Here is a 21,323-nt window from a genome sequence, read left to right as displayed (position 1 = left end):
GCACACCCCGGCCACAGGGTGATCTCGTGAGTGCGCGGGCCACGGCGGTGTGACACCGACCGCCCGGACCGCAGCGGTACGCGCCGAAGCCCCGTCGGGCAGGTGACCTCTCCAAGTCGCCTCCGCCCGACGGGACTTCGGCGTGCCGCCGAACCGGGCCGGACCGGACCGGGTGGCGCCGGGCCGGACCGGGTGGCGCCGGGCGACTTCGAGAACGGCTCAACCGAAGAAAGGAAAAGCCGGCACGGTCCAGCACACGGCCTCCTCGGGATCACCCGGCCGCAACGGGGCGGGCGATCCCATCCCGATCACGTACGGCCAGGTCAGCACCGCGGCGACGGCGAACAGCACCGGCAGCAGGTACCACCGGCCGCGCGGCAGGAAAGAGAGCACCGCGCCGAACACCAGCAGCGCAACGAGCACGACGGCCCACGCGAAGCGGGTGGCCGCCGCCAGCGCGGGAACGGGTTCATGACCCCGGGTCAGACACCAGTACCACGCCTCGGTCACCCGGACGTTGCCGTAGACGATGCCCGCCGTGGCGAGGACGAACGCCGCCGACACCCCTCGCCCTGCCGCGCGCCCCGCTGCCGGACGCCTGAGGGCCGCGCGCGTCCGGTCCGTCAGGTGTCGTACCCGCCGTTCCACGGGGCCGAGAACCCCAGCCCGTCGGGGTACAGCTCGGCCCAGTCCTCCTCGCCGTCCGCGTCATCGGCGTGGCATTCCGTGACGAGGCCGAAGAGCACACCGTCGACGGTGACGCGGAACGGGCGGATCGCGATGTCGCCGTACTCGCGCTCCGCGAGGCCGGCGAGGGCGGCGGCCAGCCGCGCTTCCGCCCGGGCCACCACGGAACGCTCGCCGTGCGGGCGTTCCATCTGCTCCGCCCAGGTACCGGCGCACCAGATGTCGGACTCCCGGTGATGCCCGTCATGGTCGAACGTGTGGACCACGACGAAGAGCCTCTTGTGCTCCTGCCGGCCGTCCCCCCTCGCGAACCCCTCGGGCAGCGCGTAGGTGACCGACGCCAGGAACTGGCCGTCACGGAAACGGCCGACGGTACTCGTCCGGTAGTCCGGCTCGTGGGCGATGGGAATGATCTCGGGGACAGCCATGACCGCACCCTAGGCACCCGGCCGGACCCCGCCCCCGCCGGGGCCGGAGGGGAAGAGCGCGGGCGGTGGTCAAGACCGGCGGTGCTCAGGGCAGTTGGCCGAACCAGCGGACGATGGCCGCCGTCGCGGCGACGTTGGAGCCGAGGTACCCGGAGCCGGCGAAGTCGGGGGCGCCGAGGCCGACGACCTCGACGCTCGCCCCGTGCGAGCGCAGGACGGCCTCGCAGTGGCCGGTGTCGGCGGTGGCCGCCCGTTCGTCCGCGCCGGCCACGTACAGGCGGACCGGGACGGCCGGTGTCCACTCACACGTGCTGTCGGCCACCCGCAGGACCCTGGCCAGACGGCCGGTCAGGTGGCGCAGCAGGTCGAAGCCGCGGGGGGGGGGGGGGGAGCAGGGCGCGGACGGTGTCGTTCACCCGCGGCACGACCAGCTACCGCGCCGACGCCCCCTCCGCCATGGCCAAAGCGGGCTTCGTGTCCTCACCCGCCCTCACCTACGGCCAGCGGGCGTATCTGTCCTGTGGCGGTCCCCACCCGCGGCAGCGCAGGAACCGGGAACGGGTGCGGCCGGCGGCTCCTGGCGCAGCGGGGTGGCCCGGCACCGCGGCCGGAGGCGGCCGCCGTCCGGGAGGGCGCGGCACCGGCGGTTCCGGCGGTTCCGAGGGCGCTGCGTGGCCGGTGCCTGGATTGGCGGCTGCTGTCCGAGCGGCGGTTGCGGTGCCTGGCCGGGGGGCGTGGCGGCCGGTCTGCGGAGGGCGGCCGGTTCTGCGCAGGTTGGCGGCGTGTCAACTGGTCGGTGTGCTTGTGCCGTTGTCGGTCTGCTCGGCGGTGTCCGCCGCGGGATCGGCGGCGGGGCGCTCCTCGACCTGTGCGGGCTCGTTCTCCGCTGCTCCGGCGGTGAGCTCGGCCGTGCCGGGGTCGGCGCCCCCTCCCTGCCACTCGGGCATCGTCCTGCCTCCGTTCGTCGTCTCGGGGACGGTTCGTTCCCCGGCAGCGACCCGGCCCGCCCGCGCGAAGCCTGACGGTCGGCCAGCCCGCCCCGGCCGGGCCGGGCGGGGCGCGGGCCCGGGCCTGGCGGGCGGGGTTGTCGCGGTCTGTGGTCAAGGCCGTCCGGGTCACGGGTCCGTACCGGCGGCCGGTGGCGGTGTGTGGGCGGGGGCGTGGTGGTGTGGGGCGGTGTCCGGGCAGGTCGGCGGCGGGGTGCGGCGGGGTGCGGCGCGGGGGTGTCCGGGTGTGTGTGTCACAGCACTGTCCTGGGAGTGGTGCGGGTGGAACGGTTCGTCCGGGAGGGCGGTGGTGGTCCTCGGAAACCCGCTCGTGCCGAGGGCCCGGGCACCGCCGTCCGATCCGGAGGAAAACACCGTGCGTGTCCGCAAGTTCGCCCTCGCCGCCCTGACTGTTGCTGCCGCCTTCTCACTCACCGCCTGCCAGAGCGACGAGGAGACGGGCGGCGCGCAAGGCGCCCCGACCGCCGCTCCGGCCGCGTCCACCGGCGCCTCCCCCAGCGGCGGGCCGGTCTCCGGCGGGCCGGGCAGCCACAGTACGCCACCCGCCACCGCGCCGGCCGGGGCCGCCGGGGCCGGGAAGGCCGGCAAGTGCCGGACCGCGGACCTGGCCATCACCGCCGCGGACCGCACCATCACCGGTGACGCCGACAACACCGTCGTGGTCGAGCTGAAGAACCGCGGCGGCAAGGACTGCACGCTGTCCGGATACGCGGGCGTCGATCTGAAGACCTCCGCGGGCACCCTGTCCGCGAAGCGTTCCGGCGAGCCGGTCGTCGCGGGTGTCGTGGCGGCCGGCAAGTCGACCTACTTCGGCATCAGCTACCCGGCCAACACCTCGGGCGGCTCCGGTGTCCGGATCACCGGCCTGGTGGTGACCCCGCCGGACGAGACCCAGTCCGTCACCCTGCCCTGGCCCGGCACCGCCTCACTGCCCGTCACGGACGGCGGCGGGTCCCCGGTGAAGATCGGCCCGATGGGAAGCGCCGGCCAGGGCCAGTAGGACCGCGGGCGCCCCTTTTCCGGGCCCGACGGCGGTCGTCACGGCGCGGGGGCGGCAAGGCACGCGGGGGCGGGAAGGCGCGCGGGCGCAGCGGACGGTCCGGCGGACGCCCGGCGGCCCCCCGCGACGGGGGTGCGAGCCTGGACGGCCGGGACGCAGCGGACGGTCCGGCGGCCGTCCAGGAGGCTCGGACGGGACCAGGCCCGGCGGGCAGGGCGCGGCGGGCAGGGCGCGGTGGGCAGGGCGCGCGGGGGGCCCGGCACGCGGGGGGCCCGGCACGCGGGGGCAGCGGACGCCGGCGGACGCCCGGCGGCCCCCCGCGGCGGGGGTGCGGGCCTGGACGTCCGGGACGCAGCGGACGGTCCGGCGGACGCCCGGCGGCCCCCGCGACGGGGGTGCGAGCCTGGACGGCCGGGACGGAGCGGTGGCCTGACGGCCGTCCAGGAGGCTCGGGCGGGCACGGGCACGGGCATGGCGGCGGCGGGCAGGGCGCGGCGGGCAGGGCGCGGCGGCGGGGCTCGGCGCGCGGCCTGGGGGGGTCGTGCGTCCGGTCCGCTCAGGTGTCGAGGATTCCGGCTTGCCGCATCCGGAGTTCGGAGCGGACGAGTTCGAGGAGGCGCCCTGCCCAGTTGCGGCCGCGGCCGGCGTTGTCGCCCCAGAAGGCGGAGTTCGCGTCGTCGTAGATCAGGGTGGCGTCGTGGGTGGCCAGCAGGATCTCGGCGAGGTCGGGGTGCTGGTCGTATTTGGCGCGGAGCAGGTGTGTCATGACGGCGGTCCGGGCGTCCTCCCAGCCTTCGCGGCGCGGGGCCCGGGTGGCGAGTGTGCGGGCGGCGGCACCGTTCTTCGCGGCCGCGATGGCGTGCCGGGTCTCGGGTTCGGCGGCCGACAGGGCCCAGTAGGCGTGGGCGGCGGAGGGGTAGTCGGTGTCGGCGACGGTGATCGGGGCGGGGTAGTCGTGGCGCAGGGCGATCTTGCCCGGGTCGGCCACCGGCTTGCTCGGGTAGGAGTGGTAGAGCTGGAGGGCCGGCGCGTGCGGTGTCGCCGGTCCGTCGGCGGGGACGCTGGTGGCCCGTTCCGTCAGCCAGCGGGCCCTCTCCTCGAAGTACGCGAGGGCGTTGTCGTAGTCCTTCCGCGTGACCGCCTGGTCGGACGGCAGGTAGGTCCGGCCGCCGGGTCCTGCCACCAGGACGCGCAGCGGCCAGTCCTTGCGGTCCATGTCGCCCAGCGCGTAGCGGCGCTGCGACTCGGGGACGGCGAGGAAGGCGGCGCGGGCGGCGGCCCGGTTGGTTTCGCTGCGGTCGGCGAGGAAGGTGTCGACGGCGGCCAGGCAGCGGCCGGTCGAGTCGGGCCGGCCGTTCAACTGGTCGATGCTGTCGCGGACTTCGGCGACCAGCAGCTCGGGGGTGATCCAGCTCTCCGGTTCGTTGAACTTCCAGTCCGCCAGCTCGTGCGCGGACGCCTCGCCGCCTTCCGGGAAGCTGGTGGCGACCCAGCCGGTGCGGAGCTTCTCCTCGAACTCCTCGAGGGTGACCAGGCCCCAGCAGTCGACGAGTCCGTCGGCGTAGATGAAGAGGTCGGTGAGGAAGTAGTGGCCGCCGTTGCGGATGAAGGCGTGCCGCCAGGTTCCGGGTATGCGGACGCCGTCCGCTGTGCGATGGGTGATCCGGTTGCCGGTCATCCCGGGATTGTGCCGTAGCGCCGGCCGTGCGGGCGCCGTGTTTTCCGGGCGGGCCGTGGCTCGCGGTCGTCAGGTCCGGTGTGTCGCGGCGGTGTTGCTGTGGGGGGGGTGGCCGGGACCGTCACGGGCGGGACCGTCAGGGGCGGGACCGTCAGGGGCGGGACCGTCAGGGGCGGTGCGGTCACGGGCGGGACCGTCACGGGCGGGACCGTCAGGGGCGGTGCGGTCACGGGCGGGACCGTCACGGGCGGGACCGTCACGGGCGGGACCGTCACGGGCGGTGCGGCCGGTACGGGCGGTGCGGCCGGTACGGGTCTTCCGCGGGCGGGGAGGGCGGGCCCGGGTGGTACGGGTGGGTGTCCGGACGGCGGCCGGGCCGGGCGGGGGCCCTTGCCGGACGCCTCGGTGCCCGCGTACCGGACGCCGTCGCGGGTGGCCCGCAGGCTCACGCCCGGGGTGTCCAGCTCCGGGGTGTCCGGCTCCGGGGTGGGGAGGACGCCGTCGGGTGGGGTGGCGGAGATCCGGCGTTCGTCGGTCACGGAGGTGTGGGTGTCGGCGCCGGCGAAGTTCTGGAACGGCCCCGCGCTGCAGCCGTGCGCCTTCCCGTACCGGGCGGGCCGGTCGGTGGGGAGCCGGTACTTCGACGGATCGGTCCGGGCCCGGAGCGGCCATGTGCGGTGGACGGTGGACCACGTCGTGCCGGTCGTCGAAGTGCGCGGCCTGCGGGGTGATGGCGCCGGCGGCGCCCGGCGAGGGCGCTCCGGATGCTGTCCCGGGCCTTCCCCGCGTCCCGTTCCGGGCCGGGCGTGCCGGGCGAGCCGGGCGGGCCGGGCGAGCGGGCCGTGGCTGTGGCTGTGGCTGTGGTGGAGCCACGCTCCGGTCACGGCCGTGCCGGCCGGCAGCAGGAGGGGCGCCGGCCGCGGCCGGTGTCCCGCGGGCCGCGGGCCGCGGGGCGGTCGCCGGTCTGCGTCTGTGCCGTCCGTGGCCTCGCGGCCGGTCTTCGTTCCGGCGTCGGTCGCGAGGCTACGGACGGGTGTCCCGGCCGGCCTGAGCACAGGTACTCGGGTCCGGCCGGGACGGACCGCGGCGCGGCGTGCGACGGGCAGGCGGGCGGGGTCTGCGACGGGAGGGCGGGGCGGGTCTGTGGGGTGCCGGCCGCGGCGGTCACGTCTCATGCCGGTTGCGGGCCGTGTTCGCGGGCGCCGGTGACGTCCGCCCGCCCGGGCGGTTACGCGTCGGCGCGGTCGTCCTCGCCGGGGGTGGCGGCCCCATCCGCCGGGGTCGTGGTCCGGCCGGTGCCGGGCGGAGCCGGTTCCAGCGCGGGGCTGCGGTGGCGGGCGTTTCCGGGGCCCGGTGTGACGGTGGGTCGCTCGCGCATGCCCAGGCACAGGACGAGGACGGAACTGCGGCGTGTCTCCACGTACGTGGCCACGAGCGCCGGTTCCGTCTCGTACTCGTGCTCGTCGGCGCCGTGGACCACCTTGAGGACGGTGAACTCGGCATCGGCCGACCCGCAGTCGACCAGGCTCACGTCGGGCTTGCTCTCGGTCCCCGCGTTGTGCGCGCAGTCGCCGGCCTTGGCGGCGGCCGGGGTGTCACGCGCGAAGTAGGCGGCGCCCAGGAGGGCCGCCACGATCAGCACGAGCATGCCCCCGTACTTCAGGACGCCGGGCATCCAGCGGCGGCCCGTGGGCGCGGCGGCCGGTTCGACCGGCTCCGGCCCGCCGCCCCGCCCGGACCCGGCTCCGGGCTCGGGCTCGGCTCCGACCGCCGCCCAGGACTCCGGCGCGGTTCGCGTCCCGGATCCCGGCTCTGCCCCGGACGCGGACTCTGCCCTGGGCTCGGACCCGGACGCGGGCTCAGACCCGGCTCCGGGCTCGGACCCGGCTCCGGGCTCAGACACGGACTCAGACCCGGCTCCGGGCTCGGGCTCGGACGCGGGCTCGGGCTCGGCTCCGACCGCCGCCCAGGACTCCGGCGCGGTTCGCGTCCCGGATCCCGGCTCTGCCCCGGACGCGGACTCTGCCCTGGGCTCGGACCCGGACGCGGGCTCGGACCCGGCTCCGGGCTCGGACGCGGACTCAGACTCAGACGCGGGCGCGGGCGCGGACACGGGCGCGGACCCAGACGCGGGCGCGGACCCGGCTCCGGACTCGGGCTCAGACGCGGCTCCGGACTCGGACGCGGACACGGGCTCGGACTCAAACGCGGCCCCGGGCGCGGACACGGACTCAGACACGGACACGGACGCGAACGCGGAATCGGGCTCGGACGCGGGCTCGGACGCGAACGCGGACGCGGACGCGGACACGGCTCCGGGCTCGGACGCGGACACGGGCTCGGACTCAAACGCGGCCCCGGGCGCGGACACGGACACGGGCTCGGACACGGCTCCGGGCGCGGGCCGGGTTCTGGTCCTGTCCCCCGGCCCGGCGGGTTCGAGGGGGTCGGTGGTGGCGTCGGACATGGGCGGAGTGGTCACTGGGGTTCTCTCATTCGAACAAAGTGGCAGGGCAGGCTACCGTCGTGCCGCCCGGCGGGTTCCGTCGGGGGCGCGTAGCCGCACGGTTTCCCGAACCACCGTCAAGAGGGCCTCGGTGACGGGTTGTTGAGGCCAGCGGATCACACGGGCGGCCGTCGAAGAACCCGGGCGGTCGGCGCCGTGAACGACAGCGGAGGAGGGTTCCCCGCGGCCGCGGCCGTGCCGGCACGGCGGGCGGTGCGGACCCGGTGCCGGTGGTGCGCGGGCCAGGCGGCCCGGGAGGTCCGGATCCGCGCCACGCGGGGGCGGGGCATCGCGCCGGTCGGGGCAGGACGTGCCGCGGCGCGAGGTGCTACGGGGGCGAAGGGTCACCGGTGGGGCGAACGTCTCCCCTGCTCGGCCTGCTCGCGGCCGAGGCTGGTGATCGTGCGGCCGGCGCCGGCCGGACGCCGCCGTCCCGCCCCACCGGCCGGCCAGCCGCGGAGCAGGACAGGGAAGGGGAAGGAGAGGGTTGTCGGAGCGGCGGGTTTCGCCTTGACGCCCAGTCACCATCGCGCCTGACCAGGTGGTGTACCCGGAACCCGGCGATCTCGCAAAGTCGCCGGCCGAGAACCCGACGCAGGGGCCGCCGTTGAAGCAGTCCGCGAGGGCCCGGCCGATCACCGGGCGCACCTCGCTGTCGTCCCGGCGGGGTCCGGGGCGGCGGCCCGCTCGCCGGTGGGGTCGGGGTGGGTGTCGCGGGCCCGGACCGCGTCCGAGCCGCGGATCCCGGACGTCACCGCGCTCCAGGCCGCGCCCGGTGGTGGGTGCGCGCGGGGCGCCGCAGGCGGCCGGCGGTGGTGCGCGCGGGGCGCCGCGGGCGGCCGGCGGGGTCAGGGAGTGCGAGGCGCCGCGGGCGAGGGGCGGGGTCGGGGTGAAGAAGGTCTTGGCGCGCAGGAGGGCGGGCTCGTCGGTGAGGATCTGGCCGGGGCGTGTGGCGTTGCCGAGCGGAACGCCGCCGAAACGCATGCCCATGTAGGCCGCGGTGTGGTGGAGGGTGAGGACCAGCGGATCGGCCAGTTCCTCCTCGGCGTGTGCCATGGCGGTGACGCCCCACAGGGTGCGGCCGGCCGTCTTCGCCCGGAAGCCGGGGTCGGGGGTGCGCAGCCGCTTGCTCCAGTGGTCGAGGTAGCGCTTGGTGTGGGCGGAGACGGAGTACCAGGACAGCGGGGAGGCGATCACGATGCCGGTGGCGGCGGTCGTCGCCTCGTAGAGCAGCGTCTCGTCGCTCTCCCCCGCCGGTGGGGTGTCCGTGTCGTGGCGCTCGTCCCGGAAGTCGGGCAGGCGGAGCGCGGCGAGGTCGAGCCAGCGCTGTTCCACGCCGGCCGGGAGCTGGTCCGCGGCCGCCCGGGCGAGCAGTTCGGTGTTGCCGCCCGGGCGGGAGCTGCCGAGCAGGAAGAGGAACGAGCGGTCCATGGCGTGCCTCCGGGGGTGCGGCGGGTCGGTTCCGCCTGTCCGACCCCGGCCGGCCGGTGGGCATTTTGGCGACGCGCGGGCCCCGGCCGGCGGGCGGCTCCGTGGTCCGCGTGGCGTTCCGCGTCGTCAACAGTGCGCTGGCCTGGGGCAGTTGGCCGCGCACGACCCGGATGTGGCGTGGATGTGGCGTGGGTGTGGCGTGGACGTAGGGGCGGCGGGCGGCGGCGTTCGTGCGCCCGGCCCGCCGTCGGGCGGTGGACGCGCGTCGCGGGCCTTTCGCTGTTCGCGCGGCCGAGTGCCGGGACGGAGGGCGGGGTCGTCGCCGGGCCCGGTGAGGGCGCCTCGGACGGCAGGGGCGGGCGGCTCGGCCGGCGCAGCGACGGGGCGGGGCGGGGCGGGTGTGGTGGTAGCGGCGGTTGTCCGGTCGTCGGCCTTGGCGGGGCGGACGGGACGGCGGGCGGGTGCCGAGCAGTGAGCCCGTCTGGCGCGCGTCCTGCGGGTCGGCGGGGTGGTGAGGTCGGGTCAGGCGGCCCCGGCCGGGCGCGTGTTCGGGTGCGGTACCCGGCCCGGCCGTCGGACTCCCCCGCGGCCGGGCCGGACGCCGGACGTGCCCGGTGCGCGAGCCGGTCCCGGGCATGGGGGCGCCTCCGCGCCTCCGCGGCGCGCCTCCGCGGCGCGGCGCCGGGGACGCGGGGCCATGGGGACGCGGGGACGCGGGGACGTGGGGACGTGGGGATGGGGGGATGGGGGGATGGGGACGTGGGGCCGTGGGGCCGTTCAGGTCAGGGCGGCCGCCAGGCGGTGCGGGAGGGTGTCGTAGGGGTGGCAGTCGACCACGGGCAGGTGGTGGGCGCGGGCCTGGATGGCGAGCCAGTGGGAGTAGTCGGCGCTGACCTGGGCGCGGAGGGGCTGGGGGCCGTGGTCCGGTTCACGGCGGGCGTAGTTGGCGCCGATGCGTGCGGGGTCGCCCTCGTGGAGGAAGACGGTGCGCAGGCGTCGGTGGTGGGCGGTGGCCTCGGTGGCGGCGCGTTGGGCGGCGCGGGGGGTGAGGTAGTCGCCCTCGACGATGGCGGGCACGTCCACGCTCAGCCGGTTGCGTACGACGCCGAGTGCGGCGTCGTCCAGGGCGTGGGCGGTGGCGATCTGCAGTTCCAGGAGGCGGTCGGCGCCCAGTTCTTCCGGGTCCGGGTGGGCCGCGAAGTGGTGCAGTGCGGGGTGGGTGGCCGGTGTGGTGGCGCTCTGGAGGGCGGCGACCACGTCGTCGAACTCGACCGTGAACGCGCCGCGGGCGGCGGCGAGGTGAGCGGCGGCGGTGCTCTTGCCGACGCCGGAGGCGCCGCCGATCAGCAGGATGTCCCAGGGGTGGTGGTCGGTGCGCATCCGGTCACGGTAGGGGACACGGGGAACCGGGACGACAGCCGGGGGCCGGACAGGAGGCGGCCGGGGCAGGGGGTGGCCGGGCGGCGGGTTCAGCGGGGGGCGGCGGCGAGGTCGATCAGGCGGTGTGCCACCGGCGCCGGGATGGCCGGATGGCGGTGCTCGCGGAGCGGGCGAGGCGCCGCATGGCGGTGGGGTCGTCGTGCAGGTCCTCGACCCGGAGCAGGTCCCGGTACTTCTGGTCGGGTGGCTGGTCGGCGGAGGCTTGGGTGCGCAGGTGTTCGGGGGTGTCGGGGCGGGCGGCGATCTCGGCGCGGACGTCCGGGTCAAGGTCGCCGGCCAGGGTGGTGAGGAGGTCCGGGCCCAGGTGTGGTTTCTCGGCGAGGCGGCGGCGCAGTTCGGTGTCGGGGTGGTGGGTGAGGCGGCGGGCGAGGTCGGGGTGAAGGGGCCGTTCTTGGACGGCGTCGCGCCGGTCCTCGTCGTCGTCGAGGGTGTCGAACTCGGCCGGGGACAGGGGGCGTTCGTCGTCGTGACAGGCCGCGGCGGCGTCCCGGACGGTGGGGTCGGGGTCGGTGCGCAGCGCCGCGCGGTGGTGGGTGTCGAGGTGGTCCCAGGCGTGGGCGCACAGCGCGTGGCGCACGTGCGGGTCGGGGTCGGCGGCCAGGGTGGCGGCGACGTGGCCGGGCAGGCCGCGAAAGGACAGAGCGCGCAGGCGGACGCGGGGGTCGGGGTCGGCGGCCCAGGCCGCGAACCGCTCCGCCGGGGGGGAGTGGCCCGTTCTGGTGGGACCAGCAGCGCGGGACGGTGCCCTGCCAGCCGGTGCGGTCGGCGTCGAGCAGGCGCTCCCACTGCGCGAGGCTCATCCCCCGCTGGTACTGGGCCCACGCGCGGCGGAGGTACCAGTCGGTTTGGGTGACGGCGGCGTCGACGATCTCGGGCGGCTGCGGGTCCAGCGCCATGGACGGTGCGTGGCGGGCCAGGCGCAGCCGCACGTCGGTCGAGGGGTGCGCGGTCAGGCCGGACAGCCATGCCCAGGGGATTCCGGCGTTCGCGGCCGCTTCCTCGAGGCCGTCGCTCTCCGCGCTCCCCTGCTCCCCCGGTCCGTGCCGCGGTGACGGGTGGCGGCCGTGCCACTGTGGCACAGGACCGCGGAGCACCGTGGGCGGGGGCGGGGCGGGGGCGGGCGCGGCCCTCGGGCGGCGCGTAGAGTGGCCGCTCGCCCGTGGGAGAAGGGGAGCTCGTCGTGCGTGAGCGTTCCGGCATTCTGTTCGTCACCGATCTCGCGTATCCGGCGCGGGGGCGCCGGTACGGCGACGAGGACGTCTTCCTGACATCGCGGCTGCGTGAGGAGTTCGACCTGGCGCTGTGTCACCCACGGGACGCGGTGGCGCTGATGGACGCCTTCGACGCGGTCGTGATCCGCAACAGCGGGCCGGTGCTGCACTACCGGGAACAGTTCGACGAGTTCCGGCGGCAGGCGGGCGCGCGCGGCACCCGCATCTACAACCCGCTGACGGGCCGCGGCGACATGGCCGGCAAGAACTACCTGCTCGACCTGACGGCGGCCGGGTATCCGGTCATCCCCACCGTCGGCCACCCCCGCGACGCCGGTCTGCTGCCCCGCTCCGGCCGGTACGTGGTCAAGCCCGCCGCCGGCGCGGACTCGATCGGCCTGTCCGTCGTGGACCGCGCGGACCTGGCCGGCCTGGACGGGGACGGCCTGGACGGGGACGGCCTGCTCGTCCAGCCGCTCGTCGACTTCCGCTACGAGGTGTCGTTCTACTTCGTCGACGACGCCTTCCAGTACGCCCTCCACGCCCCCGACCCGTCCTGCCGCTGGGAGTTGACGCCCTACCCGCCCACACCGGCCGACCTGGCCTTCGCCCGCCGGTTCATCGACTGGAACACCCTCGACCACGGCATCCAGCGGGTCGACGCCTGCCGCACCACCGGCGGGGACCTGCTACTGGTCGAACTGGAAGACCTCAACCCGTACCTGTCGCTGGACGCCGTCCCACCGCGGCGGCGCGACGCGTTCGTCACCGCGATGGCGGCCTCGATCCGCCGCATGCTGCACGGCTGACGACCCCGCCAACAGCAGACGGCAGAAGGCAGGGAACAGAGGGCAGGGGGAAGGGGGCCCGCCGCTCCCCGCGTTCGCCCCCGAATCCCTCTCAGTGGATATCTCGTGTCCTTCCCGGCGGACAGCCGATCTCCCCCTGGGCGGTATGACCTCCCGTCACCCGCTCGGGGTCCGGCCATGGCCTCCGGTATCGACGCGGAGGAAGCTGACCGGCCAAGAACATCGGAGGAACGTTTTGCTGACGAAGCACGCGGCACCGGGCCGGCAAGGAACCGCCCGAACGCGGACAGCGTCACCATGACTGGCGCAGGACCGACACCGAGGACAGTGAATGAAGCCGTTCACGAGAAGCGCGACAGGGCAATTCACCATCGCGGCGACCGCGTGTGTGGCACTCTTCGCCCTGCTGTGGACGCTCGGGGGCTGGGTACTGGGTGAACTCGTCGACGGAATGCCTCCCCTCCAGAAGTAGCCCGCCTCCAGGGCACTGGCCGGGCTCTCGGGACCCGCGCTCCCGTGCGAGTGGGACGACGCCCTTACCGGCGGTGGCCTGAGCGAGGCGAAGGCTGGTGCCCTCGCTCAGCACGATGCGCGCGTGGTGCGGGAGCCGGTCGACGGCTGCCGTCGCCGGCATCCTGGGCGCGATCGAATCGAATCCCGACGGATGAAGGTTGCCGGTCACCACCACCGGGCGACGCCCGTAGGCCGCGTCGATCACGCGGGAGAACGCGTCGGCGGCGGCCCGTCCGCAGGGAGGCATGCCGATGTCGTCGACGACGATCGGGCCGCATCGGGTGATCTTGTTGACGGCGCGGGTGACGGAGTTGTCGACGGCGGCCCGGCCGAGGTCGGCCGTGCGGAACGGATCTTGAACTGTCCGCTCCCAGGGTGGCGGGCGGCGGCTCGGGTTCACGAGGGGGCCGGGGTCCAGGCGGCGGGCCGTGTCCCTGCCTGGCCTGCGGTCACGGGCGGCGGTACGCACCACGCCGCGCCGGCCTGGGGCAGGTGCCGGGTCGTGTCGGTGGCGGTGGCGGCCGGGGGAAGTGCGGCAAGAGAGTGCCGTGGAGACCGGGGGCGGGCCGGCCGTCGCCACCCAGGTGACGGTCCGCCACGGGCGGGCGAACGGATGCGGCAGGCCGGAGGAGCCGGGACGCAGCGGGCGGCGGGCCGTGTCCCCGCGCGGCCTGCGGTCATGAGCGGCGGCGGGCCACGCCGCGTCGGCCTGGGACGGGGCGGGTACCGGGGCGCAGCGAGGCGGGTACCGGGGCGCAGCGAGGCGGGTGCCGAGGCGCAGCGAGGCGGCCGGGGGAAGTGCGGCGATGGGTTGCCGTGGAGAGCGCGGGGCGGGCCGGCCGTCCGCCGGGGGCCGGGGCGCGGCGCGGTCCCCGGGAAGCCCTCGGGTCGGACGGCAGTCGCTGCCGGGGTGGCCCGCGCGCGGGTACGCCCGAGGGCCGGGGTGGGGCCGAGGGCGATCGCTCCCGCCGGCGGTCCGGGGAACGGGGCCGTGGTGGTCGGGTCTCCCGCCGGCGGGCGGCGGCGTGCCGGGGGTGGCGGCGGATCCGGGTTCGGCGGGCGCAGACCCCTCGGGGCCGGGGTGGTGAGTGCGCCGGGGCCCGGCTGTCATGGAGGCCGAAGTGGGCCCGCGGGCGGGCGGTGTCATGGAGGCCGAAGTGGGCCCGCGGGCGGGCGGGTTCCGGTCCGGCGGCGCCGCGGATACGGGTGGCCGCCGCCCGCGGCGGGTGGGGGCGGTCTCCGGGTGGCCCGGGTGTGCGTGCCGGGTGTCCGGGCCGTCACCCCTGGTCGGGCCCGGGGTCGCTGACGGCGGCTCGGTTTCACGGTGGGGCCGGGGCGCGGCGGGCGGCGGGCCGTGTCCCCGTCCGGCCCCCGGTCAGCAGCGTCGTGTACCGCGCCGCGCCCGGCCCGGGCGGGGAGCAGGTGCCGGGGGGGTCGTGTCGGTGACGGTGGCGGCCGGGGGAAGTGCGGCAAGAGGGCGCCGTGGTGACCGGGGGGCGGGCCGGCTGTCGCCGCCCAGGTGACGGTCCGCCACGAGAGGGCGAACGGATGCGGCAGGCCGGAGGAGCCGGGACGGGGCGGGTGCCGGGGCGTAGCGAAGCGGGTGCCGCGGGTCGGACAGCAGTCGCTGCCGGGGTGGGGCCGAGGGCGATCGCTCCCGCCGGCGGTCCGGGGAACGGGGCCGTGGTGGTCGGGTCTCCCGCTGGCGGGCGGGTTCCGGTCCGGCGCCGCGGATACGGGCGGCCGCCGCCCGCGGCGGGTGGGGGCGGCGGGTGGGGGCGGTCTCCGGGTGGCCCGGGTGTGCGTGCCGGGTGTCCGGGCCGTCACCCCTGGTCGGGTCGGGCGCGGGACGGGGAGCGGGTTCGGGGTCGCGTGCCGTGGGAGCGGGTGTCCGGGTCGCGTGCCGTGGTGGCGAGGGCCTGGTGCCGGCGGGCGGGGGTGTCCGGTGGCTCCGGGTCGCGTGCCGTGGTGGCGGGGGCCTGGTGCCGGCGGGCGGGGGTGTCCGGTGGTGGTCAGGTCGGGGGGATGAGGTGGTTGTGGTGGGTGTAGACGACGGCTTGGATCCGGTCGCGGAGTTCGAGTTTGTGGAGGATCCGTCCGAGGTGGGATTTCACGGTCGCTTCGGCGATGGACAGGCGGGTGGCGATCTCGGCGTTGGTCAGGCCGCGGCCGACTTCGACGAGGACCTGGTGTTCGCGGGCGCTGAGGCGGCCGAGGCGTTCGTCGCGTTCGTCGCGGTCGGCGGGGTGGGGGGTGGGGAGGTGGGGGCGGCAGGTGTCGAGGAGGCGGCGGGTGATGCGGGGGGAGAGGACGGCGTCGCCGGCGGCGACGCCGCGGATCGCGGTGAGCAGGTCGTCGGGGCGGGTGTTCTTCAGCAGGAATCCGGACGCTCCGGCGCGCAGGCCGGCGAAGGCGTAGGCGTCGAGGTCGAAGGTGGTGAGGATCAGCACTCTGGTGTGCGGGTGGTCCCGGACGATCTGGCGGGTGGCTTCGATTCCGTCGGTGCCGGGCATCCGGACGTCCATGAGGACGACGTCGGGGCGCAGCCGGCGGGTGAGGTGGACGGCGTGGGCGCCGTCGGTGGCTTCGCCGACGGGGGTGATGTCGCTGTGGGTTTCCAGGACGGTGGTGAAGGCCATGCGCAGGAGTGCTTCGTCGTCGGCGATCAGGACGCGGATCGTCATGCGGTGCCCGGCCGGGTGGTGTCGAGGTGCAGGCGGGTGTGGACTTCCCAGCCGCCGCCGGGCAGGGGTCCGGCGCGCAGGGTGGCGCCGTAGGCGGCGGCGCGTTCGCGCATGCCGGTGATGCCGTGACCGGGTGGCGCGATCCCGGTGCCGGGGCGGGGTGGTGGGGTGCCGGGGCGGTGGCGGGTCGGGTGGGGGCCGTTGTCGGTGATGTGGACGGTGACGGTGTGGGCGGCGCAGTCGACGCGGACGTGGGCGCGGGTGCCGGTGGGGGTGTGTTTGAGGGTGTTGGTGAGGGCTTCCTGGACGAGGCGGTGGACGGTGAGTTGGGCGGTGGCGGGCAGGTGGGTGTGGTCGCCGTGGAGGTCGAGGCGGGTGGGGAGTCCGGCGGCGTCCATCTGTTCGGCGAGGGTGGCGAGTTGGGTGATGCCGGGCAGGGGGTGGCGGTGGGCGTCGGTGTCGTCGGTGTCGTCGGTGTGCAGGAGGCCCAGGGAGCGGCGCATGTCGGTGAGGGCCTGGCGGCCGGTTTCGCAGACGCGGAGCATCGCGGTGGTGGCTTTGTCGGGTGCGCGGTGCTGGGCGTGGACGGCGGCGTCGGTGAGGGCGACCATGACGGACAGGTTGTGGGTGACGATGTCGTGCATGTCGCGGGTGATGCGGGCGCGTTCCTCGGCGACGGCGAGGCGGGCCTGCTGGTCGTGCTGGTCCTCCAGGCGGGTGGCGCGTTCGTGGAGGGCGGCGAGGTGGGCGCGGGTGGTGCGCCTGTTCACGCCCAGGACGGTGGCGGCGACGACGGTCGCGGTCGCGGCGGCGAGGAGGGTCCAGAACGCGCCCGGGGACGCCCAGCGGGCGCAGGCGAGCACGGCGCCGGCCTCCATGACGGTGGCGGCGGCGAGTGTGCCGAGCGGGCCGGTGTGGGCGGCGACGGTGTAGAGGGCGATCAGCAGGGCGGCGTCGGCGGGGAGTTGGATCCCGGTCAGCCACTGGGCGAGGGCCGCGCACGTGACGGCGCAGAACACCGCGGCCGGTGCTCGGCGGCGCCGGGCCAGCGGCAGGGCGAGGGCGGCGGTGAGGGCCGCGGCGGCGGGGAGTTCGCGCGGCGCGCGCGTGGTGAGGATGTGCAGCAGGAGCAGCACGGCGGGCAGGGAGTCGGCGGCGGCGGGCGACAGCCGGGCGGCCGGGCGGCAGGCCCGCGTGATGGCCCGGCGGGTCGCCGCCACGGTCCTCACCCACCCCGGACGGCAGGCCGGGTGGCGCCCCGGACGGCGCCCCGGGCGGGTGGGGGCGGGCTCGGCGGCCGCCTCGGTCATCACGGATGTCCCTGTCACTGTCGGTCCGGCACGGTGACGCCGATCGGGTCCCGCCGCGGGCGACAGCAGCCGGGCGACCGGGCGGCAGGCCCGGGCGGCGGTCCGGCGGGTCGCCGCCACGGCCCTCACCCACCCCGGACGGCGCCCCGGGCGGGTGGGGGCGGGCTCGGCGGCCGCCTCGGTCATCACGGGTGTCCCTGTCACTTTCGGTCCGGCACGGGTGGCGGATTCGCCGCGCTGTCGCCGGCCGGGTCCCGCGGCGGGCGCGGGGGTGTGGGTGTTCCGTGTGGCCCGGTGGGTGTGGCGGCCCTGTCACGGTAGGGCGCGCCGGGCGCGGGGCGCATGCGCCCGGGGGCGGATCACGGCGGCGGGGTGTACGACCTCAGGAGGAGCCGCGGTGCCGCCCTGGGTCGCAACCGGCTTGCCCGAACGGGGCGCCCGGTTGCGACGCCGGTCGCAGCCGGCGGGCGGGGCGGGTCCGCCCGGTGTGGCAGGCGGGTACCGACGCGGGGGCGATGTGGCGGCGGGTGCCGTGCCCGGACGATGACCGGGTGACCGAGATCATCGAGCCCCTGTCCCTGTCCCTTCCGGAACTTCTCGCCGTGCTCGCCGCCGCCGCGCTGGTGGCGGCACGCTGGCTTCCGCGGGCCGCCCGCCCGCCCGTCACGATCGCCGCGCTCGCCGTCCTGGCGCCCTCGGCGGTGGTACTGGGCGCGGCGGGTGTGCGCTGGCAGCTGCTGCCGGTCCTGGCGGGCGCCGGCGCGGCGCTGCCGTTCACGCTCGCCCCCCTCGTACGGCGGCGGCGGGCCGGCCGCCGGCCGGCGTGGCGGGCCCGGTGGTGGCTGGCGCTGCCCGCCTCGGCGGCGGGCGCCGGCCTGATCGCGGCGGGCCCGGTGGCGGCGTGGGCGTTCCCGGTACCCGTGTTCCCCGAGCCCACCGGCGGGTTCGCGGTCGGTACCCGCGTGCTGCAGTGGACCGACCCCGACCGCCCCGAGACGTTCACCGCCGACCCGCGGGAGCGGCGCACCGTCGTCGTCCAGCTCTGGTACCCCGCCCGGGAGAGTCCCGCCGGCACCCCGCGGGCCCTGTACCTGGGACGCACCCCCGCCGAGGCGCGCACCGTCGCCGCCGCGCTCGCCCACGGGGCCGGCCTGCCGGGTTTCCTCCTCGACGGCCTGATCGCGGCACGCGGCCGCGCGGTTTTCGACGCACCCGTCGCCGACGGCCGCGAGCGGTTCCCCGTCGTGCTGTTCTCCCCCGGATCCGGTGGCGCCCGCACCCAGAACACGGCGTGGGCCGAGGAGATCGCCAGCCACGGCTACGTCGTCGCCGCCCTCGACCACCCCTACGACAGTGCCGCGGTCGTCCTCACCGACGGCCGCACCATCCACTCGGCGACGGTCTCCAGCGGCGACCTTGTCAGGGACGAGGAACTCGCGGCCGGCTGGACGGCCGTCCGGGCCGCCGACCTCCGCTTCGCCCTCACCCGCCTGAACGCCCTCCAACACGGCACCGACCCCCTCGCCGGGCACCTCGACACCGGCAGGGCCGCCGCCGCCGGCCACTCCATGGGCGGCGCCGCCGCCCTCCAGGCCGCCCGCAACGACGACCGCTTCACCTGCGTCATCGACCTCGACGGCTACCCCCACGGCCCCACCACCCCCGACCTCCGCATACCCGCACTCGCCCTCACCCAGGCCGACACCCCCAGCGCCGACCCCCGCTACCTGCCCCGCCTCACCGACGCCCTGCGACACAACACCCGCACGAGCTACCGCCTCACCCTCCCTGGCGCCGCCCACCTCACCTTCACCGACGCCCCCCTCTACCTGCCGCCCATCCCCTCCCTCACCGGCACCCTCGGCCGCTCCCAGAGCCCCCGCACCATCACCGCCACCACCCTCGCCTTCCTCGACACCACCCTGCGCGACCACCCCGACACCCTCCCCGACACCCTCTCCACCTACGGCAACCTCACCACCCACACCCCGAACCGACCGAACGACCCGAACCACCCGAACGACCCGAACGACCCGAACGACCCGGACAGACCGGACAGCGGCCACTGACCGACACCCCCAGCCCTGCGGATCCCCCCGAACAACCACGCCAGACCCACCGGGTCACGACACAAGATCACCAGACCCACAAAACCACCCGGGCCACCCGGGTCACGGCTTCGCCCCAGGTGGAGTTCTCCAGCGCGCCGGGCTTGTCCCGCAGGATCTCCAGGTAGTGGTCGAGCAGGTCGCGAAAGCCGTAGCGGCCGGCCAGCCGCAAATGGCGGACCATCACCTTGTGGCGTCGAAGACCAGGACCTCGTCGGCCCGCAGCGAGACCCGCACCGTCCTGCCGATGAACCGGGCCGGGACGGAGTACTTGTTCTGCCGGACCGTGATCCGGGAGGTCTTATCGACCCGCGGCGTCAGCGTCAGCCCGACGTCGAACTCCTCCTCCGGGACCGGCGCCAGCAGCGGGGCCTCGTAGGCGAAGTCGAAACCGACCGAGGTGGGCCGGTTGTCGATGTGCCGGGCGTCCTCCTCCACCTCGATGCGCTCGATCCGCTCGTTCAACTCCGCCAGCGTGTCGACCTCGGGGACGGGAACCAGGTGCGAGCGGCGAAAGCGCCCGCCCTCGTGCTCGACGCCGCCCTTCCCGTGCGCGCCCTCCTTACCGGGCCGGCAGTAGAACGCGTCGAAGCCGTAGTGCGAGCGGAACGCCACCCACCTCTGCGACTCGACCCGGGAGCGGCCGAAGCAGACCTGGGAGACCGCGGGCTTCAGGTTGTCGTAGCGGATGTGCCGGACCGGGACGCCGCCCAGGATCCGGAAGGCGTCGACGTGGCCCTGCATGAAGGCTTCCTGAGCGGCCGTCGAGAAGACCCGGTGGACCGCCTTGCCGAAATACGACAGCCGCAGCGTGAACATCCGGCACTGCAGCGGCTTGCCGTCGACCCGCACCCAGACCTCGGCGAAGTCGATTCCGGCCTCCTCGCCGGGCCGGTGGAACTGCGGGACCATGCCCTCGTGCAGCATCCGGGCCCGGTCCGCCTCGTCCTTGATCTGGGGCCGGCGGACCCGCAGGTAGTCGTTGAGGGTGGTGTAGGCGACCGCGGTGAAGCCGTACTCGTCCCGCAGCCGGGCCAGGATCCGCTTGTTGGTGTGCCGCTGTTTGGGCGGCGCGGTCAGGTCCGCCCGCAGCATCTCGTCGATCCAGCCCTTGGCCGGGTCCAGCGCGGAGCGGCGGGTCACGGGCTCTTTCCGCTTCGGAGGCAACACGCTGTCCAGGGCCTGGCGGTCCACTCGGCGGTGGACGGAGTAACGGCGGGCCAACTCCCGGACGGAGGCGTTCTCCAGCCTCTTGTCCCGGCGAATCCGCCCGAACAACTCGACGCGCTGCAAATCTTCGGCCTCCTGACACGGCCGTGACTACGAACTCACACAGCGTGATCCGGTTGCCGGAGCCCGGCCAATCCAGCACTACTCCAAACGAGTGCTCTTCGCCGATCGCCCGCTCAACGCTTCTGTCACCCGCCGGCGAGCTCAAGGAGGTGCGGCAGCGGCTCCCACTCCGGTAGCCAGTCAGTGGCCGTCTGGCCGGTCAGTGCGAGGTGGAACCAGTCACTGAAGCCGAGGTCGGTGTCGTGCCAGTCCGCCCAGCCTCGGCGGAACGCCGAGACCGTCCAGGTCCCGCCCCCACGGGGGACGAGGAAGAGCTGGTCGCCTTCGATCGTGTTCCCCCAGACCAGAGCGCCGCCAGGGGTCGGCAGCACCACGTGGGGAACCGTCGAAGAGGCCTCAAGAAGGGGGCCCATGCGGTCGGCGTAGCTGCGGAGCGTCCGGGCCCCGCAGAAGCAGATGTAGTCCGAGATGACCGCATCGCCGTACGCGCCGGCGATCGCGATGAAGTCCTCGGACAGGGTGACCGACCAGGACGCAGCGATCTCCTTGATCAGATGCCCTTCGTCCTGTCGGACAGGAGTCCCGAGCAGGGACAAGAAATCGCTGACGGCCTTCATCTACTCCCCTGCCCCGAGGAGCGATCCCCCGCCTCAAGTTGGCGCCGCTCACCGCCGCCGACCGACCAGAGAGCAGCCCAGGGGTCAGACCAATCCTGCAACCGGTGACGACTGCCGCCTTCGACACACTTACCGCGCCGACCGCCTGGTGGGGCCAACTTAAACCGTTCCTCGGTGGGGCCACTTGCAGCCGTCACCCCGGGGCCAGGAAACACCGTCCTAGACAAGCGGGAAAGCCCCACCACGACCCCACCCCCAGAACACCCACCCCAAAACACCCACCCACGACACCCCCTCCCCCACTCCCTGCCACCTCCACCACACCCGGCACGGACACACCGAACACGACACACCCGCCACCCCGGCCACCCACCCGCCCGTCAACGCCCAGCAGGCGGAACCGGCCCACCCAGCACACCACCGACCTCGACCCACCACCCGCCGTCCACCAGAAAGCCCCCCAACCGGACCCGATCCCACGAAACCGACCCGACCCGCGGGCGACCAGGACAACAGACCGACAGCGCAACGAGCAGCGCCCGCCGAGACGCCGAGCCACCACGCGGCACGGCGAAAACCCTGCCCGGCGGGCGGCGGAACG

Annotated in this window: 17 protein-coding genes and 1 pseudogene; 3 read left to right on the top strand and 15 right to left on the bottom strand. The window is 75.6% G+C overall.

Features of this window, described 5'->3' with window-relative positions:
- Window positions 1-219: 219 nt before the first annotated feature.
- From ACGFWJ_RS26940 to ACGFWJ_RS26925, 4 genes are all read right to left on the bottom strand, one after another.
- Window positions 220-564, bottom strand: coding sequence for a hypothetical protein (locus ACGFWJ_RS26940; RefSeq protein ID WP_392954206.1), 345 nt, complete (start codon window positions 562-564; stop codon window positions 220-222).
- 59 nt (window positions 565-623) lie between these two features.
- Entirely contained in the window at window positions 624-1,115 is a 492-nt protein-coding gene (locus ACGFWJ_RS26935; protein ID WP_392954204.1) for a hypothetical protein, read from the bottom strand.
- Window positions 1,116-1,200: 85 nt separating this feature from the next.
- Window positions 1,201-1,437 (bottom strand): hypothetical protein, encoded by a 237-nt coding sequence (locus tag ACGFWJ_RS26930; RefSeq protein WP_392954202.1) that lies wholly within the window; start codon window positions 1,435-1,437, stop codon window positions 1,201-1,203.
- Between the two features lie 463 nt (window positions 1,438-1,900).
- Window positions 1,901-2,062: a hypothetical protein gene (locus ACGFWJ_RS26925; RefSeq protein ID WP_392954200.1), complete on the bottom strand. Its 162-nt coding sequence runs from the start codon at window positions 2,060-2,062 to the stop codon at window positions 1,901-1,903.
- A 415-nt stretch (window positions 2,063-2,477) separates the two neighbouring features.
- Between ACGFWJ_RS26925 and ACGFWJ_RS26920 the strand changes: the two genes are divergently transcribed.
- Window positions 2,478-3,122 carry a DUF4232 domain-containing protein gene (locus ACGFWJ_RS26920; protein ID WP_392954199.1) on the top strand — a complete coding sequence of 215 codons (645 nt, stop codon included), beginning with the start codon at window positions 2,478-2,480 and terminating at the stop codon, window positions 3,120-3,122.
- Window positions 3,123-3,678: 556 nt separating this feature from the next.
- Here the strand turns inward: ACGFWJ_RS26920 and ACGFWJ_RS26915 are convergent.
- The 5 genes and pseudogenes from ACGFWJ_RS26915 to ACGFWJ_RS26895 form a co-directional block, all read right to left on the bottom strand.
- On the bottom strand, window positions 3,679-4,800 hold the full coding sequence (locus ACGFWJ_RS26915; protein ID WP_392954197.1) for an NADAR family protein: 1,122 nt from the start codon (window positions 4,798-4,800) through the stop codon (window positions 3,679-3,681).
- A 1,228-nt stretch (window positions 4,801-6,028) separates the two neighbouring features.
- Window positions 6,029-6,448, bottom strand: coding sequence for a hypothetical protein (locus tag ACGFWJ_RS26910; RefSeq protein WP_392954195.1), 420 nt, complete (start codon window positions 6,446-6,448; stop codon window positions 6,029-6,031).
- A gap of 1,725 nt (window positions 6,449-8,173) precedes the next feature.
- A pseudogene (locus tag ACGFWJ_RS26905) lies at window positions 8,174-8,737 on the bottom strand (flavodoxin family protein); the annotation flags it as partial.
- A 777-nt stretch (window positions 8,738-9,514) separates the two neighbouring features.
- A complete protein-coding gene (locus ACGFWJ_RS26900; RefSeq protein ID WP_392954193.1) occupies window positions 9,515-10,117 on the bottom strand; it encodes an AAA family ATPase in 603 nt (200 codons plus the stop codon).
- 115 nt (window positions 10,118-10,232) lie between these two features.
- Window positions 10,233-10,754: a hypothetical protein gene (locus ACGFWJ_RS26895; RefSeq protein ID WP_392954191.1), complete on the bottom strand. Its 522-nt coding sequence runs from the start codon at window positions 10,752-10,754 to the stop codon at window positions 10,233-10,235.
- A gap of 603 nt (window positions 10,755-11,357) precedes the next feature.
- On the opposite strand from ACGFWJ_RS26895, the gene ACGFWJ_RS26890 reads away from it, so the two are divergent.
- Window positions 11,358-12,197: a hypothetical protein gene (locus tag ACGFWJ_RS26890; protein ID WP_392954189.1), complete on the top strand. Its 840-nt coding sequence runs from the start codon at window positions 11,358-11,360 to the stop codon at window positions 12,195-12,197.
- Between the two features lie 292 nt (window positions 12,198-12,489).
- Here ACGFWJ_RS26890 and ACGFWJ_RS26885 read toward each other — a convergent pair whose 3' ends face one another.
- The 3 genes from ACGFWJ_RS26885 to ACGFWJ_RS26875 form a co-directional block, all read right to left on the bottom strand.
- Window positions 12,490-13,110, bottom strand: a complete 621-nt coding sequence (locus ACGFWJ_RS26885) for an ATP-binding protein (protein WP_392954187.1) — start codon at window positions 13,108-13,110, stop codon at window positions 12,490-12,492.
- Window positions 13,111-14,722: 1,612 nt separating this feature from the next.
- Window positions 14,723-15,394, bottom strand: coding sequence for a response regulator (locus tag ACGFWJ_RS26880; protein WP_392954185.1), 672 nt, complete (start codon window positions 15,392-15,394; stop codon window positions 14,723-14,725).
- The gene (locus ACGFWJ_RS26875; protein WP_392954183.1) at window positions 15,391-16,614 is read right to left on the bottom strand and encodes a sensor histidine kinase; all 1,224 of its coding nucleotides are present in this window, start codon (window positions 16,612-16,614) and stop codon (window positions 15,391-15,393) included. The genes ACGFWJ_RS26880 and ACGFWJ_RS26875 overlap by 4 nt, the downstream gene beginning before the upstream one ends.
- A gap of 605 nt (window positions 16,615-17,219) precedes the next feature.
- On the opposite strand from ACGFWJ_RS26875, the gene ACGFWJ_RS26870 reads away from it, so the two are divergent.
- Entirely contained in the window at window positions 17,220-18,773 is a 1,554-nt protein-coding gene (locus tag ACGFWJ_RS26870) for an alpha/beta hydrolase family protein (RefSeq protein ID WP_392954355.1), read from the top strand.
- 67 nt (window positions 18,774-18,840) lie between these two features.
- Here ACGFWJ_RS26870 and ACGFWJ_RS26865 read toward each other — a convergent pair whose 3' ends face one another.
- The 3 genes from ACGFWJ_RS26865 to ACGFWJ_RS26855 all read right to left on the bottom strand — a co-directional run bounded on the left by ACGFWJ_RS26865 (window position 18,841) and on the right by ACGFWJ_RS26855 (window position 20,722).
- Window positions 18,841-18,996: a hypothetical protein gene (locus ACGFWJ_RS26865; RefSeq protein WP_392954181.1), complete on the bottom strand. Its 156-nt coding sequence runs from the start codon at window positions 18,994-18,996 to the stop codon at window positions 18,841-18,843.
- Entirely contained in the window at window positions 18,996-20,090 is a 1,095-nt protein-coding gene (gene istA, locus ACGFWJ_RS26860) for an IS21 family transposase (RefSeq protein WP_392954353.1), read from the bottom strand. Before istA ends, ACGFWJ_RS26865 begins: the two co-directional genes overlap by 1 nt.
- A 140-nt stretch (window positions 20,091-20,230) precedes the next feature.
- On the bottom strand, window positions 20,231-20,722 hold the full coding sequence (locus ACGFWJ_RS26855; protein WP_392954179.1) for a hypothetical protein: 492 nt from the start codon (window positions 20,720-20,722) through the stop codon (window positions 20,231-20,233).
- Window positions 20,723-21,323 lie beyond the last annotated feature (601 nt).

Source organism: Kitasatospora sp. NPDC048407 (assembly GCF_043200475.1).
GTDB lineage: Bacteria > Actinomycetota > Actinomycetes > Streptomycetales > Streptomycetaceae > Kitasatospora.
Note: the sequence above shows the minus strand (reverse complement) of the source record. Positions and strands in the feature narration are given on the sequence as shown.